At 43.5% G+C, this 17,130-nt stretch carries 19 protein-coding genes; 16 read left to right on the top strand and 3 right to left on the bottom strand.

The window, feature by feature from the left end; all coding sequences use genetic code 11:
• From K8F54_RS04815 to K8F54_RS04800, 4 genes are all read left to right on the top strand, one after another.
• A partial coding sequence (locus K8F54_RS04815; RefSeq protein WP_290787814.1) for a T9SS type A sorting domain-containing protein occupies positions 1-387 on the top strand: 387 nt, incomplete at its 5' end.
• An 82-nt stretch (positions 388-469) separates the two neighbouring features.
• Positions 470-1,090: a recombination mediator RecR gene (gene recR / locus K8F54_RS04810; protein WP_290787811.1), complete on the top strand. Its 621-nt coding sequence runs from the start codon at positions 470-472 to the stop codon at positions 1,088-1,090.
• A gap of 3 nt (positions 1,091-1,093) precedes the next feature.
• A complete protein-coding gene (locus tag K8F54_RS04805; protein WP_290787808.1) occupies positions 1,094-2,209 on the top strand; it encodes a glycosyltransferase family 2 protein in 1,116 nt (371 codons plus the stop codon).
• A 100-nt stretch (positions 2,210-2,309) separates the two neighbouring features.
• Complete coding sequence (locus K8F54_RS04800; protein ID WP_290787806.1) at positions 2,310-3,641, top strand: dihydrolipoamide acetyltransferase family protein; 1,332 nt, start codon at positions 2,310-2,312, stop codon at positions 3,639-3,641.
• On the opposite strand, the gene K8F54_RS04795 is transcribed toward K8F54_RS04800, so the two are convergent.
• Complete coding sequence (locus K8F54_RS04795; RefSeq protein WP_290787803.1) at positions 3,642-4,253, bottom strand: glutaredoxin domain-containing protein; 612 nt, start codon at positions 4,251-4,253, stop codon at positions 3,642-3,644.
• A 137-nt stretch (positions 4,254-4,390) separates the two neighbouring features.
• Between K8F54_RS04795 and K8F54_RS04790 the strand changes: the two genes are divergently transcribed.
• The 9 genes from K8F54_RS04790 (at position 4,391) to K8F54_RS04750 (ending at position 9,977) form a co-directional block, all read left to right on the top strand.
• Complete coding sequence (locus tag K8F54_RS04790; RefSeq protein ID WP_290787800.1) at positions 4,391-5,164, top strand: 3'-5' exonuclease; 774 nt, start codon at positions 4,391-4,393, stop codon at positions 5,162-5,164.
• Positions 5,165-5,179: 15 nt separating this feature from the next.
• Complete coding sequence (locus K8F54_RS04785; protein ID WP_290787798.1) at positions 5,180-5,791, top strand: fumarylacetoacetate hydrolase family protein; 612 nt, start codon at positions 5,180-5,182, stop codon at positions 5,789-5,791.
• Positions 5,792-6,133 carry an Hpt domain-containing protein gene (locus K8F54_RS04780; protein WP_290787795.1) on the top strand — a complete coding sequence of 114 codons (342 nt, stop codon included), beginning with the start codon at positions 5,792-5,794 and terminating at the stop codon, positions 6,131-6,133. It begins immediately after the preceding gene.
• The gene (locus K8F54_RS04775) at positions 6,134-7,381 is read left to right on the top strand and encodes a competence/damage-inducible protein A (protein ID WP_290787793.1); all 1,248 of its coding nucleotides are present in this window, start codon (positions 6,134-6,136) and stop codon (positions 7,379-7,381) included.
• A 77-nt stretch (positions 7,382-7,458) separates the two neighbouring features.
• Entirely contained in the window at positions 7,459-7,698 is a 240-nt protein-coding gene (gene rpmB / locus K8F54_RS04770) for a 50S ribosomal protein L28 (protein ID WP_290787790.1), read from the top strand.
• Between the two features lie 27 nt (positions 7,699-7,725).
• Positions 7,726-7,908, top strand: a complete 183-nt coding sequence (gene rpmG / locus K8F54_RS04765; protein WP_081211513.1) for a 50S ribosomal protein L33 — start codon at positions 7,726-7,728, stop codon at positions 7,906-7,908.
• Positions 7,909-7,916: 8 nt separating this feature from the next.
• The gene (locus tag K8F54_RS04760; RefSeq protein WP_290787777.1) at positions 7,917-8,069 is read left to right on the top strand and encodes a DUF4295 domain-containing protein; all 153 of its coding nucleotides are present in this window, start codon (positions 7,917-7,919) and stop codon (positions 8,067-8,069) included.
• Between the two features lie 204 nt (positions 8,070-8,273).
• Positions 8,274-9,227 carry a signal recognition particle-docking protein FtsY gene (gene ftsY, locus K8F54_RS04755; protein WP_290787774.1) on the top strand — a complete coding sequence of 318 codons (954 nt, stop codon included), beginning with the start codon at positions 8,274-8,276 and terminating at the stop codon, positions 9,225-9,227.
• Positions 9,228-9,389: 162 nt separating this feature from the next.
• Positions 9,390-9,977: an SET domain-containing protein gene (locus K8F54_RS04750; RefSeq protein ID WP_290787771.1), complete on the top strand. Its 588-nt coding sequence runs from the start codon at positions 9,390-9,392 to the stop codon at positions 9,975-9,977.
• Between the two features lie 48 nt (positions 9,978-10,025).
• Here K8F54_RS04750 and K8F54_RS04745 read toward each other — a convergent pair whose 3' ends face one another.
• A complete protein-coding gene (locus tag K8F54_RS04745; protein WP_290787768.1) occupies positions 10,026-11,927 on the bottom strand; it encodes a S9 family peptidase in 1,902 nt (633 codons plus the stop codon).
• A 171-nt stretch (positions 11,928-12,098) separates the two neighbouring features.
• Here K8F54_RS04745 and rimO point away from each other — a divergent pair, with 171 nt between their 5' ends.
• Genes rimO through K8F54_RS04730 form a run of 3 tightly spaced genes read left to right on the top strand, consistent with a single transcriptional unit; the run spans position 12,099 to position 16,017 of the window.
• The gene (gene rimO, locus K8F54_RS04740) at positions 12,099-13,400 is read left to right on the top strand and encodes a 30S ribosomal protein S12 methylthiotransferase RimO (RefSeq protein WP_290787765.1); all 1,302 of its coding nucleotides are present in this window, start codon (positions 12,099-12,101) and stop codon (positions 13,398-13,400) included.
• Between the two features lie 50 nt (positions 13,401-13,450).
• Positions 13,451-14,689 carry a hypothetical protein gene (locus tag K8F54_RS04735; RefSeq protein ID WP_290787762.1) on the top strand — a complete coding sequence of 413 codons (1,239 nt, stop codon included), beginning with the start codon at positions 13,451-13,453 and terminating at the stop codon, positions 14,687-14,689.
• Between the two features lie 5 nt (positions 14,690-14,694).
• Entirely contained in the window at positions 14,695-16,017 is a 1,323-nt protein-coding gene (locus K8F54_RS04730) for a glycosyltransferase (protein WP_290787760.1), read from the top strand.
• On the opposite strand, the gene K8F54_RS04725 is transcribed toward K8F54_RS04730, so the two are convergent.
• Positions 16,014-16,937, bottom strand: coding sequence for a hypothetical protein (locus K8F54_RS04725; RefSeq protein ID WP_290787757.1), 924 nt, complete (start codon positions 16,935-16,937; stop codon positions 16,014-16,016). The genes K8F54_RS04730 and K8F54_RS04725 overlap by 4 nt on opposite strands.
• Positions 16,938-17,130 lie beyond the last annotated feature (193 nt).

Raw genomic sequence — 17,130 nt, 5'->3', positions numbered from 1 at the left:
GTGTACAACAACAACTTGCCAAATGTACGAGTTGAAGAATTAGACATTAATAACAGTACCAATATGCTATACGCAGGGACCTATGGTAGAGGCCTATGGGTAAGTCCTTTGGTAGACGATGACCTTGGAGCTGAGGATTTCATAAGCCAAGGCAGTGTAAGCGTATATCCAAACCCGGCAATGAACGAATTAACAATTCGAATTCAAGATCCTGTTGAGGCCGATTTCCGTGTGTTTGACATCACCGGGAAACTAGTAATCAATCAACCGGATATATCGGTTGTTGGACAGCATACGTTGAATATTTCAGCACTGCAAAGTGGAACGTATTTCGTTCGAATCAATTCAAATAAAGGAATGGTGACGAAAAAGTTCATCAAAAATTAAGAATACAAAAGCTGTATTAGAATGCTTCAGAAATGTCACAGTTTCTGAAGCATTTTTTTTATCTTGCTAGCAATATTCAGCTATGGAATTTTCTTCAAAATTACTTAAAAATGCAGTCGACGAAATGTCCCAATTACCGGGCATTGGAAAACGAACCGCATTGCGATTGGTGTTACACCTTTTAAAGCAACCCTTGGAGCAAACCCAGCGCCTTTCCCAAAGTTTGCAGCAAATGAGGGAGGAAATTATTTTTTGCAAAAATTGCCATAATATTAGCGATGTCGTATTGTGTGAAATATGTGCCAATCACAATCGAAACAGCAGGATGGTATGTGTGGTGGAAGATATTCGCGATGTGCTGGCCATTGAAAATACGAGTCAGTACAAGGGACATTATCACGTATTGGGAGGTAAAATATCACCCATGGATGGTGTAGGGCCGGCTGCACTGAATATCACTTCCTTGGTCAAAAAAGTAAAGGAGGGAGCCGTAGACGAACTTATTTTTGCCCTTAGTTCAACGATGGAAGGAGATACGACCAACTTTTTTATATTCAAGCAGATCGAACCTTATCATATTACTACTACTACGATTGCTCGCGGAATTTCTGTGGGAGATGAATTGGAGTATGCAGATGAAATTACCTTAGGCCGTAGTATTATTAATAGGATTCCGTTTGAAGCCTCCTTAAAAAGCTCATAGATTTTGAAGCTATCCATCGTCATTCTAAATTACAATGTCCAATATTTTTTAGAACAGTGTATCCGAAGCGTACAACGCGCTACTACTACCCTGGATTCTGAAATTATTGTGATCGATAATAATTCGTCCGATCAAAGCTGCGAAATGGTCAAGCGACTGTTTCCGGAGGTGACACTTATAGAGAATGAGGAAAATGTGGGGTTTAGTAAGGCGAACAATCAGGCCGTGGCTGTTGCAACAGGAGCGTATGTTTGTATTTTAAATCCCGATACGGCAGTAGCCGAAGACACCTTTATCAATTGCTTCGCCTATGCCGAAACTATTGAAAATATGGGGATACTAGGAGCCTATCTTATGGATGGCACGGGGCATTTTCTTCCAGAAAGTAAGCGTAATGTACCCACTCCAAAACATTCTTTGTTAAAGCTATTCGGTCTTGGAGGAAGTTACTACGCAAAACATATTTCGGAAGAAGGCGAGGGAGAGGCTTCGGTGCTGGTGGGTGCATTTATGTTGTTAAAACGAAGTATTTATAACGAAGTTGAAGGCTTCGATGAAGATTACTTTATGTATGGAGAAGATATTGATTTCTCGTATAAGGTGAAAAAGGCCGGTTATAAGAACTACTATTTGGGAAATGCGATTGTACTCCACTATAAGGGAGAAAGCACACAAAGAGATGCGGCCTATTACGATCGATTTTATGGTGCTATGCGCATTTTCTATAAAAAACATTTTAATACCAATCCAATTTTTAATGGGACTGTGAGTTTGGGAGTCTCGCTTCTCAAGACGTTCAAAAAATCGAACCGAAAACCAAGAAGCGTTAAAAGGTCCGAAAAAGCCTATGTTTTTACTGAGAATTTATCGCTGCTGAAGGGACTGTCTGAGAACTTGGACATTCCCTTAAAATCGGCTTCCAAAGCAATTTTTCAAGATGAAGATTTTAGCGACGCCATGCTTATTTTTGATGCAGAATACATGCAGTATTCACAGATCTTCACCATTATGAAACGACTTGCTACTAACAACAACCAATTTCGAATTCACCCGCCAAAATCGCGATTTATAATCGGGAGTGATTGCAGCGATGAAAAAGGAAGTGTGGTTGTTTTTTAGATAAATGAAACAAGATTTAGTTGAAATTTACCTAATTTTGCACCGGTCTATCGTATAAGGATCGACCCTAAACAATAAACTATTTGCAACTAAGGATGTTATGGCAAAATTTGAATTGAAACTACCAAAAATGGGGGAAAGCGTCGCTGAGGCTACACTGACTAATTGGCTTAAAGAAGTGGGCGATACCATTGATGCAGATGAAGCGGTATTGGAAATTGCCACCGATAAAGTGGACAGTGAGGTACCTAGTGAAGTCGAAGGCGTGTTGGTGGAAAAACTCTTTAATGTAGACGATGTCGTTCAGGTGGGACAAACGATTGCCATTATTGAGACGGAAGCAAATGGCGTTGCTATTGCATCCACTCCGAAGGCTGACGTAAAACCGGAGGTTACACCCCCGGCCCATGTGGTCGCTGAGGTTGCCAAACCGCTTGAAGTTGCCAAAGAAACAGTCACTGCCGCTGTCGAAAGTAAAGGAGACCGTTTTTATTCTCCATTAGTGAAAAATATTGCCGCGGCCGAAAAGATTTCGCAAAGCGAATTGGACGCCATTTCCGGTACTGGAAAAGATGGACGCGTAACTAAAAATGATATCCTTGCATATCTAGAAAATAGAGGAAAACAACCTGCGGTCGGTTCAAGTCCTGCGGTCGCTTCGAGCGCAGCAGTGAAGCCTCAGGCTGAAGCACAAAAACCAAAAGTGCCGGTTTCTGTGAATGGTGGTGATGAAATTATTGAGATGACCCGTATGGGGAAACTTATTGCACATCATATGGTGGAAAGTGTGCAAACTTCGGCACATGTACAATCGTTTATCGAGGCCGATGTCACCAAGATTTGGAACTGGCGTAAGAAGGTGAAGGATGCCTTTGAAAAGCGAGAGGGAGAAAACCTAACCTTTACACCTATCTTTATGGAAGCGGTCGCCAGAGCGCTAAAAGATTTTCCAATGATTAATATTTCGATAGATGGGGATCGTATTATCAAACGAAAGAACATCAACCTGGGAATGGCCGCTGCCTTAGCAGACGGTAATCTTATCGTTCCCGTTATAAAAAATGCAGATCAACTCAATTTGGTAGGTATGAGCAAGGCCGTAAACGATTTGGCCAACCGAGCGCGTACCAATCAGTTAAAACCCGATGAAATTCAAGGCGGAACCTATACGGTGACGAATGTGGGGACTTTTGGAAGTATTATGGGAACTCCTATAATCAATCAACCACAGGTAGCAATTTTAGCCTTGGGTGCCATTCGAAAAGTACCTGCTGTCATCGAAACTGCTGAGGGTGATTTTATTGGGATCCGTTATAAGATGTTCCTGTCCCACAGCTACGATCACCGTGTGGTAAACGGTGCCTTAGGAGGCCAATTCGTGAAACGCGTGGCCGATTATCTGGAAGCCTGGGATAGCAATCGCGAAATCTAATTATTGAAGTTCAATTAAAATAGCTTCCAAGTCATCATACCCAAAAATAACCCTGTCCTTATTCCAGATCACCGGAAAGCGGATACGTGTTTCCTCTTTTAAGTCACGTTCGATCAGTCGCATAAACTGATTGTATAAGATGGCATCTTCGGTGATATTGTGGACGCGATGTGAAATTCGTTTTTCCTGCAACCGCTGCGCTAGTACGTCACATTTTTCACAGGTATTTGTAGCAAATACTACAATCCTGCCTTCAATGAATTTCTGAATGTCTTTTGCCTGTTTTTCATAGGTAAAATTGAGGTTGCGCTTTTCCTTGTTGATAATGAGATCATAGGTGTATTGAGAAGGAACGTCGGTCAGCTCTATGAGCGTAACCATAGGAACTTTCGCTTTTGGAGGAATATCCTTTATCACCGGCTTCGAGGCACTTTTGCGATACCCGTCTGCATTGACCATAAAAAATACATTCAAGGTGTCGTTGGTCATATTTTCGGCCATGAGCACGATGCGCCTTCCGGTTTTCTTTTCTGAAACCATTACTTGTAATCCCTGGCAAATTCCTTCAGCAGTGATTAAAACAAAAAATAAAATTAAGAGGATACGTATCATAAACAGACACAAAAATATAAAATACGTCCGGTATCAATTGCATTATCCAAGAAAAGGTCATTACATGAGACCATCTACCCTACAAAAGCATCGTTTTAAGCAGATGAATTACTACCTTTGTACTTCAAATAATACGCATGGAGTTACACCTTAAAAAGCCTATCTGTTTTTTCGATCTGGAAACTACAGGAATCAATGTCGCCACCGATCGAATTGTAGAAATTTCTATTTTAAAAGTATTCCCCAACGGCAATAAGGAAAGTCATACCTGGCGTGTAAACCCCGAAATGCCTATTCCGCCTGTCGTTTCGGCCATTCATGGAATTACCGATGAGATGGTGGCCAACGAACCTACCTTTAAGGAATTGGCCAGCAAGGTATATGCCTTGTTAAAAGATAGTGATCTGGGAGGTTTTAATTCGAATCGGTTCGATATCCCTTTATTGGCCGAAGAATTACTTAGGGCCGAAATCGATTTCGATCTGAAAAAAGCACTGTCGGTAGATGTACAAACCATTTTTCATAAAAAAGAAAAGCGCACGCTTGAGGCTGCCTATAAGTTCTACTGTGATAAGACGCTGGAGAATGCGCATAGCGCCGAAGCCGATACCATGGCTACCTATGAGGTGTTAAAAGCGCAATTGGACCGATATGAAGATCTTGAAAATGATATGGCGGCGCTAGCCGAATTTAGCGCGCATAAGAATTTTGCAGATTTTGCAGGATTCATTGGATATAATAAGGCAGGAGAGGAAATCTTCAGCTTTGGGAAGCACAAGGGAACTAAGGTAGAAGATGTCATGGAAAACGAACCCGGATACTTTGGGTGGCTGTTGAATGCTGATTTTCCGTTGTATACCAAAAAAGTGCTAACGCGTATTAAATTGAGTAAATTGAATACTAAGTTGTAATTATAGATCAAGCGCATGAAGATTATCTGTGTGGGAAGAAACTACGGGGCTCATATTGAAGAGTTACAGAATGAACGACCGGAACATCCCATCCTGTTCTTAAAACCGGACACTGCCATTGTACTCAAAAAACAACCCTTTTTTATCCCCGATTTTTCAAACGATATTCACCACGAGGTAGAAATTTTGGTGAAGATCAATAAGATTGGAAAGTACATCGATAAGAAATTTGCGCCCACCTATTACGAAGAGATAGGTTTGGGAATCGATTTTACGGCACGGGACTTGCAGGCTCAACTCAAAGAAAAGGGATTACCATGGGAAAAAGCCAAGGCATTTGACGGCGCAGCAGTGGTGGGTAATTTTCTTCCTAAAAGTACGTTTGAAAGTGTGGACGATATAAATTTCAGTTTAAAAAAGAACGGAGAAACCGTCCAAAAAGGCAATACTCGACTGATGCTGTGGAAAATCGATGCTTTAATCGAATATATTTCAAAATACTTTACTTTAAAGATAGGAGACATTATATTTACGGGAACTCCCGCCGGGGTTGCTAAGGTAAACCCCAATGACAAGTTAACAGGTTATATAGAAGAGACAGAGGTCTTTTCAATAAAAGTAAAATAAATGAGCAGACATTATTCAAGAGAAAGCTTAAGCGAAATGGCTGGAGGCGATGAAGAATTCATGGCCATCGTAGCAAAAACATTTTTAGAAGAAATTCCACCCGACTTACTGGCGATGGAAGAAGCCATTCACAATGATAACAAGGAACTCGCGTACCAGTTTGCGCATAAGATGAAACCAAACTTGGAAATGTTTGGGATCGATGTTTCTAAAGATATAACGACCATAGAGGCCTGGACACGAACTTCGAAGAACAAAGCTACGATCACGGCGAATTTAGATAAGATTATCACCTATGTGAAAGCTGTTTTTGGAGAGCTTAAAGAAGATTTCAATTTATAGATGCTTGCAGAAATTATCACCATTGGTGACGAAATTCTTATCGGACAGATAGTCGATACCAATTCGGCTTACATTTGCAAAGAACTCAATAAGATTGGGGTGCAAGTGCATCAAATCACTTCCATTCAAGATGAGAAAGAACATATCTTAAAGTCTTTGGCAGCTGCTAAAAGTCGTGTGGATCTCGTCCTGGTAACTGGTGGTCTGGGGCCTACCAAAGACGATATCACCAAAGAGACTTTTTGCGAATTTTTTGATGATGTGCTCGTAGAGAATGCCGAAGTCTTAAGTCATATTTACCAGCTTTTCTCAAAATATTTTAATCGGGAGCCACTCCCTGCCAATTTGCTGCAAGCTATGGTACCTTCCAAAGCAACCATTTTAACGAACCATCACGGTACCGCTCCCGGAATGTGGTTGGAACAGGATGGAGTAGTGTTTGTATCCATGCCCGGAGTGCCCTACGAGATGAAGCATCTGGTGCAAAATGAAGTGCTACCCAGAGTGATAAAGCAATTCAACAGACCATTTATTTACCATAAGACGCTGCTAACATACGGCCTGGGAGAAAGTACCATCGCCAATCGCATCGAAGATTTTGAGAACGCACTACCTAAAAATATAAGTTTGGCCTATTTGCCTTCGCTTGGGAAGGTGCGTCTCCGACTTTCATCCAAAGGGAGAGAGGAGTTGGCACTGAAAGATGCTGTGAACTCTCAGATGGATAAGCTGTACCAATTACTGACAGATATTGCGATAGGTTACGAAGATGAGACCAGCATAGAAGAACGTATCGGACATTTACTCGTGGCCAGGTTGCAAACACTTTGTTTGGCCGAAAGCTGTACAGGAGGTGCTATAGCCGAGCGTATTACAGCATATCCCGGAGCCTCTGGCTATTTTAGAGGAGGCGTGATTCCCTACGAGACACAAAAGAAGGTAACTATTTTGGGTGTGGATCCTGCGTTGATAGAAAAACATACCGTCGTAAGTGCCCAAGTAGCGGAAGCTATGGCAGATCAAGCTAAAAAATTATTCGACACAGATTACGCTATTGCCACTACCGGAATTGCCGGCCCTACCCTTGGAGATGCAATTGATGAGGTGGGTACCGTCTATATTGCTATTGCTAGTCCCACCGCGGTGTATTCCGAAAAATTCAGCTTCGGATCTGCCCGAGAGCGGGTTATAACAAAAGCCACAAATAAGGCGTTCGAAATGCTCCTAAAAGAAATTTTAAAAAACTGAATTTCTTTTGTTGTCCAGTCCGATAAATTTATTTAAATTTGCAGCCTGTTTTAAAATAACTAATTAAAGTACAAGCAATGTCTAGAGTTTGTGAGCTTACAGGAAAAAAAGCGATGTTTGGGAACAACGTATCGCATGCGATGAATAAAACAAAGCGCAGGTTCGATGTGAACTTGATGAAGAAGCGTTTTTACATTCCCGAAGAGGACAAGTGGATTACACTTCGTGTTTCAACTTCGGCTTTAAAAAATATTAATAAAAAAGGAATCTCTGCAGTTATTAAAGAAGCGCGTGAAAAAGGCTTCTTAGTAAAATAATTGTAGCACCGCTAAAAGTCTACGACGATGGCTAAAAAAGGAAATAGAGTACAAGTGATCTTAGAATGTACAGAGCATAAAGAATCAGGACAACCTGGAACTTCTCGTTATATCACTACAAAAAATAAGAAGAACACGCCGGACAGAATGGAATTGAAGAAATTCAACCCCATCTTGAAGAAAATGACGGTTCATAAAGAAATTAAATAAGAGAGACCATGGCAAAGAAATCAGTAGCATCGTTACAAACAGGATCCAAGCGATTAACAAAAGCCATCAAAATGGTAAAATCGCCTAAATCAGGAGCATATACCTTCGTGGAGTCAATTATGGCCCCGGAAGCGGTAAACGAATGGTTAAATAAAAAATAACCCATACGTAACAATATTTGAAGCCACTTTCTAAGTGGCTTTTTTTGTGTCTATAAATGACTGAGTTTTTAATTTGAAAGGCGCGCCTATTTTGTATCTTTGCGGGGCGTTTCCCGCCTTTGGCGGGACCGGGCTATCCGCTGTATCCCTTAATCTAGTTAAGGGGATGCCGCTCCTATCCCTAACGCAATTAACACGACACCAATGAGCTTCTTCAAAAAAATATTTACAAAGGACAAAAAAGAAACCCTCGACAAAGGGCTCGAGAAATCCAAGAATTCCTTCTTCGATAAACTCTCAAAAGCCGTTGCCGGAAAAAGTAAGGTAGACGATGATGTGCTGGATAACCTGGAAGAAGTATTAGTTTCCAGCGATGTGGGCGTGAACACCACCCTGAAGATCATCGAGCGTATTGAAGAACGCGTTTCAAAAGATAAATACCTGGGCACGGACGAACTCAACCAAATCCTTCGGGAGGAGATCGCCGGCCTTTTAAGCGAAACCAATACCGGTAACGAAACCGAGTTTTCCCTTCCTAAAAGTGATACGCCGCACGTTATAATGGTAGTAGGCGTGAACGGAGTAGGGAAAACAACCACCATTGGAAAGATGGCCTACCAATTCAAAAAAGCAGGAAAGAGCGTTGTGCTTGGAGCAGCAGATACGTTTCGGGCTGCGGCTATTGACCAACTACAGATTTGGGCTGATAGGACCGAGGTGCCTATCGTACGGCAAGAAATGGGAAGCGATCCAGCCAGTGTGGCCTTTGATACGCTTCAGAGTGCGGTTACACAAAAGGCAGATGTGGTGATTATTGATACCGCGGGACGCTTGCACAATAAGGTGAATCTTATGAACGAGCTCACCAAGGTAAAACGGGTCATGCAAAAAGTAATTCCCAATGCGCCTCATGATGTGCTTTTGGTGCTGGATGGGTCTACAGGGCAAAATGCCTTCGAGCAAGCCAAACAATTTACCGCCGCCACCGAAGTTACTTCATTGGCCGTCACTAAGCTAGACGGAACCGCCAAAGGAGGTGTAGTGATTGGAATAAGCGATCAATTCCAGATTCCGGTAAAATACATCGGTGTAGGAGAGGGTATGGAAGATTTACAAGTATTCAATAAGATTGAATTTGTAGATTCCTTCTTTAAATAGATGAAAGCAGTGAGCAGTGAATCGCAATGATCTCGCGAAGACACAATGCACAAAGTGGGTTTCCTACCTAAAACATGCCGTACTAAAATCCTACTGCCTACTTCCTATATCATATAAATAATATTGTACATTTGGTTATAGAATTCTAACCAGGTTTTATTTATGATTCATCCGCATACGGAGCTGCGCTTTATCAGCGACGAAATTGGACACGGCGTAGTCGCTACTAAATTTATTCCTGCAGGTACCATTACCTGGGTACTTGACAAACTGGATCGGACCTTTACCGTTAAAGACTTTCAGAAATTAGACAAACTATATCAGGACATCCTCGATTTCTATACCTATCGAAACAGCAAAGGGAGTTATGTACTATGCTGGGATCACGGGCGCTTTGTAAACCATAGTTTTAAATCCAATTGTCTGTCTACGGCCTACGATTTCGAGATCGCTATTCGGGACATCCATCCCGGAGAACAACTCACCGATGATTACGGCTATTTGAATATCGACACCCCCTTTCGCGCTGCCGAAGAAGGTACCAAACGAAAAGTGGTCTATCCCGATGATCTCGTGAACTACCATAAGGTCTGGGATGAAAAAATTGCAGCCGTCTTTCATAAGATCAACGAATTGGAACAGCCCTTAGGGAATATCCTACCGGCAGCAGCCAAAAAAAAGATTGACGATGTCATTCATGGAAAAGAAAAATTGGCATCTATCTTAGAGATCTACTGCCCGAAAAAATAATTTCAGCTACTAAATATATATCGTTTTCCCAATTCAGTGCTCAGCTTCCTATAATGTGTTTTTAAGCCAATCAAAAAACTGACGCTGCCATACAATGGCGTTTTGCGGTGATAATATCCAGTGGTTTTCTTCGGGGAAGTACAGCAATTTGCTTTTTATTCCGAGTAATTGCGCTGCTTGAAACGCCTCAAGGCCTTGTTCTATAGATACTCTATAATCGCGACCCCCTTGAACGATCATAATTGGTGTATCCCATTTATGGACATAATTGATGGGGTTGAATTCGTTAAATGCTTTTTGCGCAGTTGCATTGTTCGTATCCCAATAAGGTCCACCCATATCATAATTTACAAAAAACAGCTCTTCAGTGGTGCCGTACATACTCTTCATATTGAAGATTCCGTCATGCGATATAAAACTCTTAAATCGACCTTGGTGATGCCCTGCAAGATAAAACATTGAATAACCACCATAGCTGGCGCCTACTGCCCCGATTCGGTCCTTATCAACATACGGTTCTTTTGCTACAGCGTCGATGGCATCCAAATAATCCTGAATGTTCTTTCCGCCCCAGTCTCCGCTAATTGCTTCATTCCATTTCACACCATGTCCCGGCATGCCACGTCGATTGGGTGCCACTACAATATATCCCTGTGATGCCATGAGTTGAAAATTCCATCGGAACGAATAAAACTGCGATAAGGCAGATTGCGGTCCACCTTGGGCATAAAGCAGGGTCGGGTATTTTTTTGACGCATCAAAATTTGGTGGTAGGATTACCCACACCAACATTTTCTTATCATCCTTTGTGGTGATATAGCGTTTTTCGATTTTCGGCAGGGAGAGTTTACTATAAAACGCATCATTTACATGCGTGAGTTGGGTAAAAGAATTATTGCTTAAATCATACGAATAAATTTCGGTGGCATGATTCATGTCGGTGCGTGATACAATTAAAGTGTTATTGTGTTCCGCTATAATTCCTGTAATATTGAATGGCCCTTCAGAAAGTTGTTTCACGATCGCTCTCTTTTTTGTTCTTCCCGGATGATCCACACGATAAAGTTGGATCGTACCATCAACAGGGGCCGTAAAATAGATATCCCTTCCATTATTAGCCCAGAGAAAACTGTTTACTGTGCCGTCCCATTCGGCAGTAAGATTTTGTTTTATCCCATCTTGTAGGACGACTATATCATTTTTATCGGCTTCATATCCCGGGGTTTTCATTTGTAACCAAGCGAGCGATCCATTTTTTGAAAATGCGGGATTAGTATCATAGCCTTTATTTTCCTCTGTTATATTGGTAGTTTGTTTAGAAGCTAGGTTATATTTATAAATATCGGTATTCGTGCTCAGGGCATATTGGGTGCCAGCCACTTTTTTACTCACGTAGTAAATATCAGACCCGCTGGGACTCCAAATATAGTCCTCATCACCGCCAAAGGGCATTTGTGGCGTATAGTAGGGTTCATTAGGCATGATGTCTATTTCTTCACCTGTCTTTATATTTTTATAGAAAACATGGTTATAAGACCCGTCGTTCCAGGTGTCCCAGTGGCGATAATCTAATGACGAATACGCATAGGCATTGGAATGTGGTAAATCGGGATACAGATCCTTTCCGGTAATTTTGGCCAGTGCCACAGGCTTGTGATTTAAAAGAAAACCTTTTTGCGGAGAAACATTTTTATCTGCAACCATGCCTTTAGGGTCAGCAACCAACTCGGGAGTGCCGCCTGTAAGGGGTATTTTATAGTACTCAGATTCCATTTTGTTTTCCACCATATTGGTGGTCGCTACTTTATAAACTAGGCTATTGCCATCCAGAGAAACGCCTATAGGACTGACGCGTTTAACCTGCCACAATAATTCGGGAGTGAGCACTTCTTGAGCGCATAGTATGGAAATGCTAAAACAGGCTAGAAATAAAAAGAAGTATTTTTTCATGGAAAGTGGTTTAGAGGCTAAAGTTAACAAATTGAAGTATATAAATATTGTGACCAATACCTTTTAGCTATTTGTAATCGTGAATATTTCCTTTTAACCATATTTTATACAATTTCAATACCTACTACTTCATTTTCATAGTATCTTTGCACGCCTAATTATAAACGTATTATGCGTACTAAAACTCTGAAAAAGAACAAGATCAATGTGGTGACCCTTGGTTGCTCCAAAAATGTATACGACAGCGAAGTACTTATGGGACAACTTCGTGCCAGTAACAAAGAGGTGGTGCATGAAGAGGAAGGCAATATCGTGGTGATCAACACCTGTGGCTTTATTGCCAATGCCAAGGAAGAAAGCATCAATACCATCTTGGAATACGTTCAGAAAAAGGAGGAAGGACTGGTCGATAAGGTATTTGTTACCGGTTGCCTTTCCGAACGCTACAAACCCGATCTGCAAAAGGAAATTCCTTCGGTAGATCAATATTTTGGCACCACCGAACTACCCGGCCTGTTAAAGGCGCTGGAAGCCGATTACAAACACGAACTAATTGGGGAGCGTATTACCACCACCCCTAAGAACTATGCCTATTTTAAGATAGCCGAAGGCTGTGACCGTCCCTGTTCCTTCTGTGCCATCCCCATCATGCGCGGGAAGCATCGCTCCACCCCTATGGAGGATTTGGTGACCGAAGCCGAGAAACTGGCCGCAAAGGGCGTAAAAGAGCTGATTTTAATAGCACAGGATCTTACCTACTACGGTTTAGACCTGTATAAAAAAAGAAACCTGGCCGAACTCCTTCAAAAATTGGTCAAGGTGGAAGGTATCGAATGGATTCGGTTGCACTATGCCTTTCCTACCGGCTTTCCAATGGACGTCTTGGAGGTGATGCGCAACGAACCAAAGATTTGTAATTATTTAGACATTCCCCTGCAGCATATCTCCGATCCCATCTTGAAATCCATGCGTCGTGGTACCACCAAGGCAAAGACTACCAAGTTACTGGAAGAATTCAGAGCAGCGGTCCCCAATATGACCATTCGTACCACCCTGATCGTAGGCTATCCGGGCGAAACCGAAGAAGATTTCCAAACCCTGAAAGACTGGGTAAGCGAAATGCGTTTCGAACGTATGGGATGTTTTACCTACTCGCACGAGGAAAATACACATGCCTATAATTTGGTGGACGATGTACCCGAAGAAGTGAAGATGGAGCGCGCCAACCAGATCATGGAGATACAGTCCCAAATTTCCTGGGAGCTGAATCAGAAAATGATTGGAAAGGAATTCCGCGTGGTAATCGATCGCAAAGAAGGTACCTACTTTGTGGGGCGAACCGAGTTCGACAGCCCCGATGTGGACAATGAGGTCTTGATCAATGCGGAGGATGGTTATCTGCGAACCGGTGAATTTTTTAAGGTAAAAATTACTGCCGCCGAAGATTTTGATCTCTATGCTGAATTAATTTAATACTTTTATGGTGGCAAGCATACCTCCGTGCTTGTGGAATCGACATACCTATGTTTTCAAAATTCAGTGTCCTGTTGGTAGGACTTTCCGTCTGTTTCGCCTGTAAAAACGAGCCTAAGAAAGAAGTTGCTGCAACACCTAAGGTTGAAAATACTCCACTACACAACTTCGATAATCCCACTGCCGGAAACAGTTCGCTGGCGCGTTTGTTTAGCGATGGTGAGCAATTACATATGTCTTGGGTACAACGGCAGGATTCACTGGCCACACTGTATTACGCCACATATCGTAAAGGGCAATGGACCGAAGCACAGGCCATCAATTCGGGTACAGATTGGTTTGTAAACTGGGCCGATTTTCCCGCATTGGCGGTAAATAAGAGCGGCGTGCTGACCAACTATCTTCAGAAGTCAGCAAAGGGCACCTATACCTATGATGTCAAATTAAACCTCTTTAACGCGGCTGAGAATACCTGGAAAAAGAATTTTATACTACACGATGATGGAACGCAGAGCGAACACGGATTTGTTTCTATGCGCTCCTATGTGGATGACAGTTTTATAGTGGTTTGGCTCGATGGACGAGAAACAGTGGGTCATGACCACGGTGGAGGGCAGATGACCCTACGTGCTGCCATCGTTTTTAAGGACGGCTCGATTCAATACGATACCCTGCTGGATGGTCGTGTCTGCGATTGTTGCCAGACTAGTGTTGCTATTGGCACCAACGACGAAATTGTCGTGGCCTATCGCGACCGTAGCGAGGATGAAATTCGGGATATCTCGGTGGTGCGCTGGCATATGGAGGGAGGCTGGTCAAAACCCATGACGCTTGGGCAGGACAACTGGAAAATTCCCGGCTGCCCCGTGAATGGGCCTTCTATCGATGCCTTCGAAAATAATATGGTGGTCGCCTGGTTTACAGCGGCCAAGGAGGAAGGCGACGTAAATGTGGCTTTTTCTGAAGACAACGGAGCCAGTTTTGGGCCTGCCTACCGAATTGATATAGGCGATGCCACCGGAAGGGTAGACGTGGTCATGCTCAACGAGGAAGAGGCTGCGGTCCTATGGATAGAACCCAAGGGGGATGCCACCGTCATTCAATTGATGAAGATTAATAAGAACGGCTATTCCGAACCGGCAGTAACCATAGCCGAAACGAGTTCGGAGCGTGCGAACGGCTTCCCGCAACTGGAAGTGGTGGGCGACCGAGCCTATATCGCCTGGACCTCTGTTACCGGGAAAGAGGTGAGCATTAATACGGCTTCCATCGCCTTAAAAGACTTTTAAACATTTTGAAAAGCCTACTCATCATTGGACATACCTATCCCGAGCCGTCAACCACGGCTGCCGGCTGCCGAATGATGCAACTCATCGAGCTTTTTTCGGAAGCTGACTACCAAATTAGCTTTGCGAGTACCGCCCTGGCTTCGGAGCGATCGGTGAACTTAGACCGACTCAACATTAGCACCCGGGCCATTCAGCTAAACGATGCCTCTTTTGACACATTTGTTTCCGAGCTAAACCCTAGTGTTGTACTGTTCGATCGGTATATCACCGAGGAACAATTTGGTTGGCGGGTGGCGGAGCACTGCCCGCAAGCCCTGCGTATTTTAGATACCGAAGACCTGCACTTTGTTCGTAAGGCAAGAGAAACGGCTCTAAAACAAGGGATTCCGGTTTCGGAGGCACAGCTGTATACCGATACTGCCAAACGGGAACTGGCCAGCATCCTGCGATCTGATCTCTCGCTGATTATTTCGGAAGTGGAAGTGGATTTGCTTCAGAAGACATTTAAAATCAGTCCGGGTATCTTGCACTACCTCCCCTTTTTGGTGGAGGGTACTTCCGAAGCTGCCAATTCCAAGCTCTATGATTTTGAAGAGCGCGGCGGCTTTGTGACCCTAGGGAATTTATTGCACACCCCCAATGTAGATGCCTTGTTGTATCTGAAAAAGGAAATTTGGCCATTGATTAGGAAGGAACTGCCCGATGCGCTTATGCTCTGCTATGGCAGCTACGCTCCCCAACAAATTCAAGAATTACATAACGAAGCCGAAGGCTTTTTGATAAAAGGCTGGGCACCCCAGGTTTCCGATGTGATGCTCTACGGCCGCGTCTGCTTGGCACCGCTTCGGTTTGGAGCCGGACTCAAAGGCAAGTTGTTAGATGCCATGGTCTACGGAATCCCTTCTGTCACGACGTCCATAGGCGCCGAAGGCATGCACGGGACGCTGCCTTTTGCAGGAACCGTCACCGATGATCCCGTCGCCTTTGCAAAGGCTTCGGTAGCATTGTATACCAACAAGTCGGCGTGGACACAGGCACAGCAAAACGGATTTCAGATTATTGCGCAACGCTTTCAGAAAAACGATTTTTCTTCAGTATTTATTGAAACCATTACCAATCTTCAGCAAGACCTGGCAACACATCGAACCGATCATTTTATAGGGCAGGTGCTGCAGCATCAAAGTCTACAGAGCACCAAATACCTGAGCAAGTGGATTGAAGCCAAGAATACAACCGCTTCGCGCGAGGGTGCCAGCAAGGTCTGTTTTGAAGATACCGATGAGGTACGCCCCGAATATAAATTTAGGCGGGACGAAGACGCCGACTAGTACAACTTGGCCAAATCGTTTTCGGCGGCGATATAGCCAAAGGAGGCCCAATCATCCTGAGCTACAATTTCTTTATAGAGCACCTCGGCCTTTTCGGCATAGCCGGTATAGTAGAACCAATTGGCAATGGCATATTTTAGGGCCGTATCGGAAGGAGAGCCATCCCCCGTTTCAGTTTGAATATCTTCTAGTTCCAGTTCGCCTTTATAGAACAAACAGGCTTTGTAATAGGAGCCATTTTCTATCACATCCAGATTACTTTTGATGTTTTTCACATAGTTGTTGGCAGCACCGTCGCGTCCCAACCTGCGATTGATCATATAGATCCAATGGGAGGCCGACACCACATTGTCGGGCGTATTGGAGGTCTCCAGACATTTTTTAAAAGCGTTCAGTGCGGGACCCATGCTTCGATTGAGGTAGTGCGCCAGTCCCAGGTGGTAATAGATATTGCCCTGTAAGGTACTTACGGGGATATTGCGTTCGTTGGGCATGCCGTCGGGTTCTATTTCGTCGGGCTGTCCTTCGATAAGTTGGGCTGCCTTGGTGAGATCTGCAATGGCTTTATCAAATTGCCGCAGGGTGATATAGCGATGCCCACGGTGGCGATAGAGTCGGGCGTCGTCGGGAAATTTCTCGATGCCTTCGGTATAGATATGAATGGCCTCATTGTAACTGCCTTTATAGGCGGTAAAGCGACCCAGCCAAATTAATGCCTCGATACTGTCGGGGGTGGCATTAAAGGCTTCGACCTTTTCGGTATAGCGCGCCATGAGTTTTTCGGAAGGGCCCGGGGCGGTGAGGGTATCGCCCAAGAGTGAGACGGCCTCATAGGCAGGGGCGATAAAGGGGGTTTCTTTTTTGGTGTCCTGACATCCAATAAGGAGCCCCAGAGAACATAGAATAAATACCTGCTTCATGGTGTTTGGTTTGGAGGGATAAATATAGGGATTTTAGGGTGTTCTTTTGTTCTGTTCTTTTTACCATTGCCGACCCTTCGACAGGCTCAGGGTGACATCGAATCAAGACGGTTTCATATCAGTTCGAGTGATTTTGAGTGCGTAGCCCGCAAAAATGTATCGAGAAGTAGTATCTACTTGCTGCCGAGTCGCT

This window comes from Altibacter sp., from assembly GCF_019913785.1.
Lineage (GTDB): Bacteria > Bacteroidota > Bacteroidia > Flavobacteriales > Flavobacteriaceae > Altibacter.
Note: the sequence above shows the minus strand (reverse complement) of the source record. Positions and strands in the feature narration are given on the sequence as shown.

Bases quoted from the DNA above. Each gene is read 5' to 3' on its own strand.
- recR (WP_290787811.1), top strand. From the start codon at position 470: ATGGAATTTTCTTCAAAATTACTTAAAAATGCAGTCGACGAAATGTCC.
- K8F54_RS04800 (WP_290787806.1), top strand. From the start codon at position 2,310: ATGGCAAAATTTGAATTGAAACTACCAAAAATGGGGGAAAGCGTCGCT.
- K8F54_RS04795 (WP_290787803.1), bottom strand. From the start codon at position 4,253: ATGATACGTATCCTCTTAATTTTATTTTTTGTTTTAATCACTGCTGAA.
- K8F54_RS04790 (WP_290787800.1), top strand. From the start codon at position 4,391: ATGGAGTTACACCTTAAAAAGCCTATCTGTTTTTTCGATCTGGAAACT.
- K8F54_RS04785 (WP_290787798.1), top strand. From the start codon at position 5,180: ATGAAGATTATCTGTGTGGGAAGAAACTACGGGGCTCATATTGAAGAG.
- K8F54_RS04780 (WP_290787795.1), top strand. From the start codon at position 5,792: ATGAGCAGACATTATTCAAGAGAAAGCTTAAGCGAAATGGCTGGAGGC.
- K8F54_RS04775 (WP_290787793.1), top strand. From the start codon at position 6,134: ATGCTTGCAGAAATTATCACCATTGGTGACGAAATTCTTATCGGACAG.
- rpmB (WP_290787790.1), top strand. From the start codon at position 7,459: ATGTCTAGAGTTTGTGAGCTTACAGGAAAAAAAGCGATGTTTGGGAAC.
- rpmG (WP_081211513.1), top strand. From the start codon at position 7,726: ATGGCTAAAAAAGGAAATAGAGTACAAGTGATCTTAGAATGTACAGAG.
- K8F54_RS04760 (WP_290787777.1), top strand. From the start codon at position 7,917: ATGGCAAAGAAATCAGTAGCATCGTTACAAACAGGATCCAAGCGATTA.
- ftsY (WP_290787774.1), top strand. From the start codon at position 8,274: ATGAGCTTCTTCAAAAAAATATTTACAAAGGACAAAAAAGAAACCCTC.
- K8F54_RS04750 (WP_290787771.1), top strand. From the start codon at position 9,390: ATGATTCATCCGCATACGGAGCTGCGCTTTATCAGCGACGAAATTGGA.
- K8F54_RS04745 (WP_290787768.1), bottom strand. From the start codon at position 11,927: ATGAAAAAATACTTCTTTTTATTTCTAGCCTGTTTTAGCATTTCCATA.
- rimO (WP_290787765.1), top strand. From the start codon at position 12,099: ATGCGTACTAAAACTCTGAAAAAGAACAAGATCAATGTGGTGACCCTT.
- K8F54_RS04735 (WP_290787762.1), top strand. From the start codon at position 13,451: ATGTTTTCAAAATTCAGTGTCCTGTTGGTAGGACTTTCCGTCTGTTTC.
- K8F54_RS04725 (WP_290787757.1), bottom strand. From the start codon at position 16,937: ATGAAGCAGGTATTTATTCTATGTTCTCTGGGGCTCCTTATTGGATGT.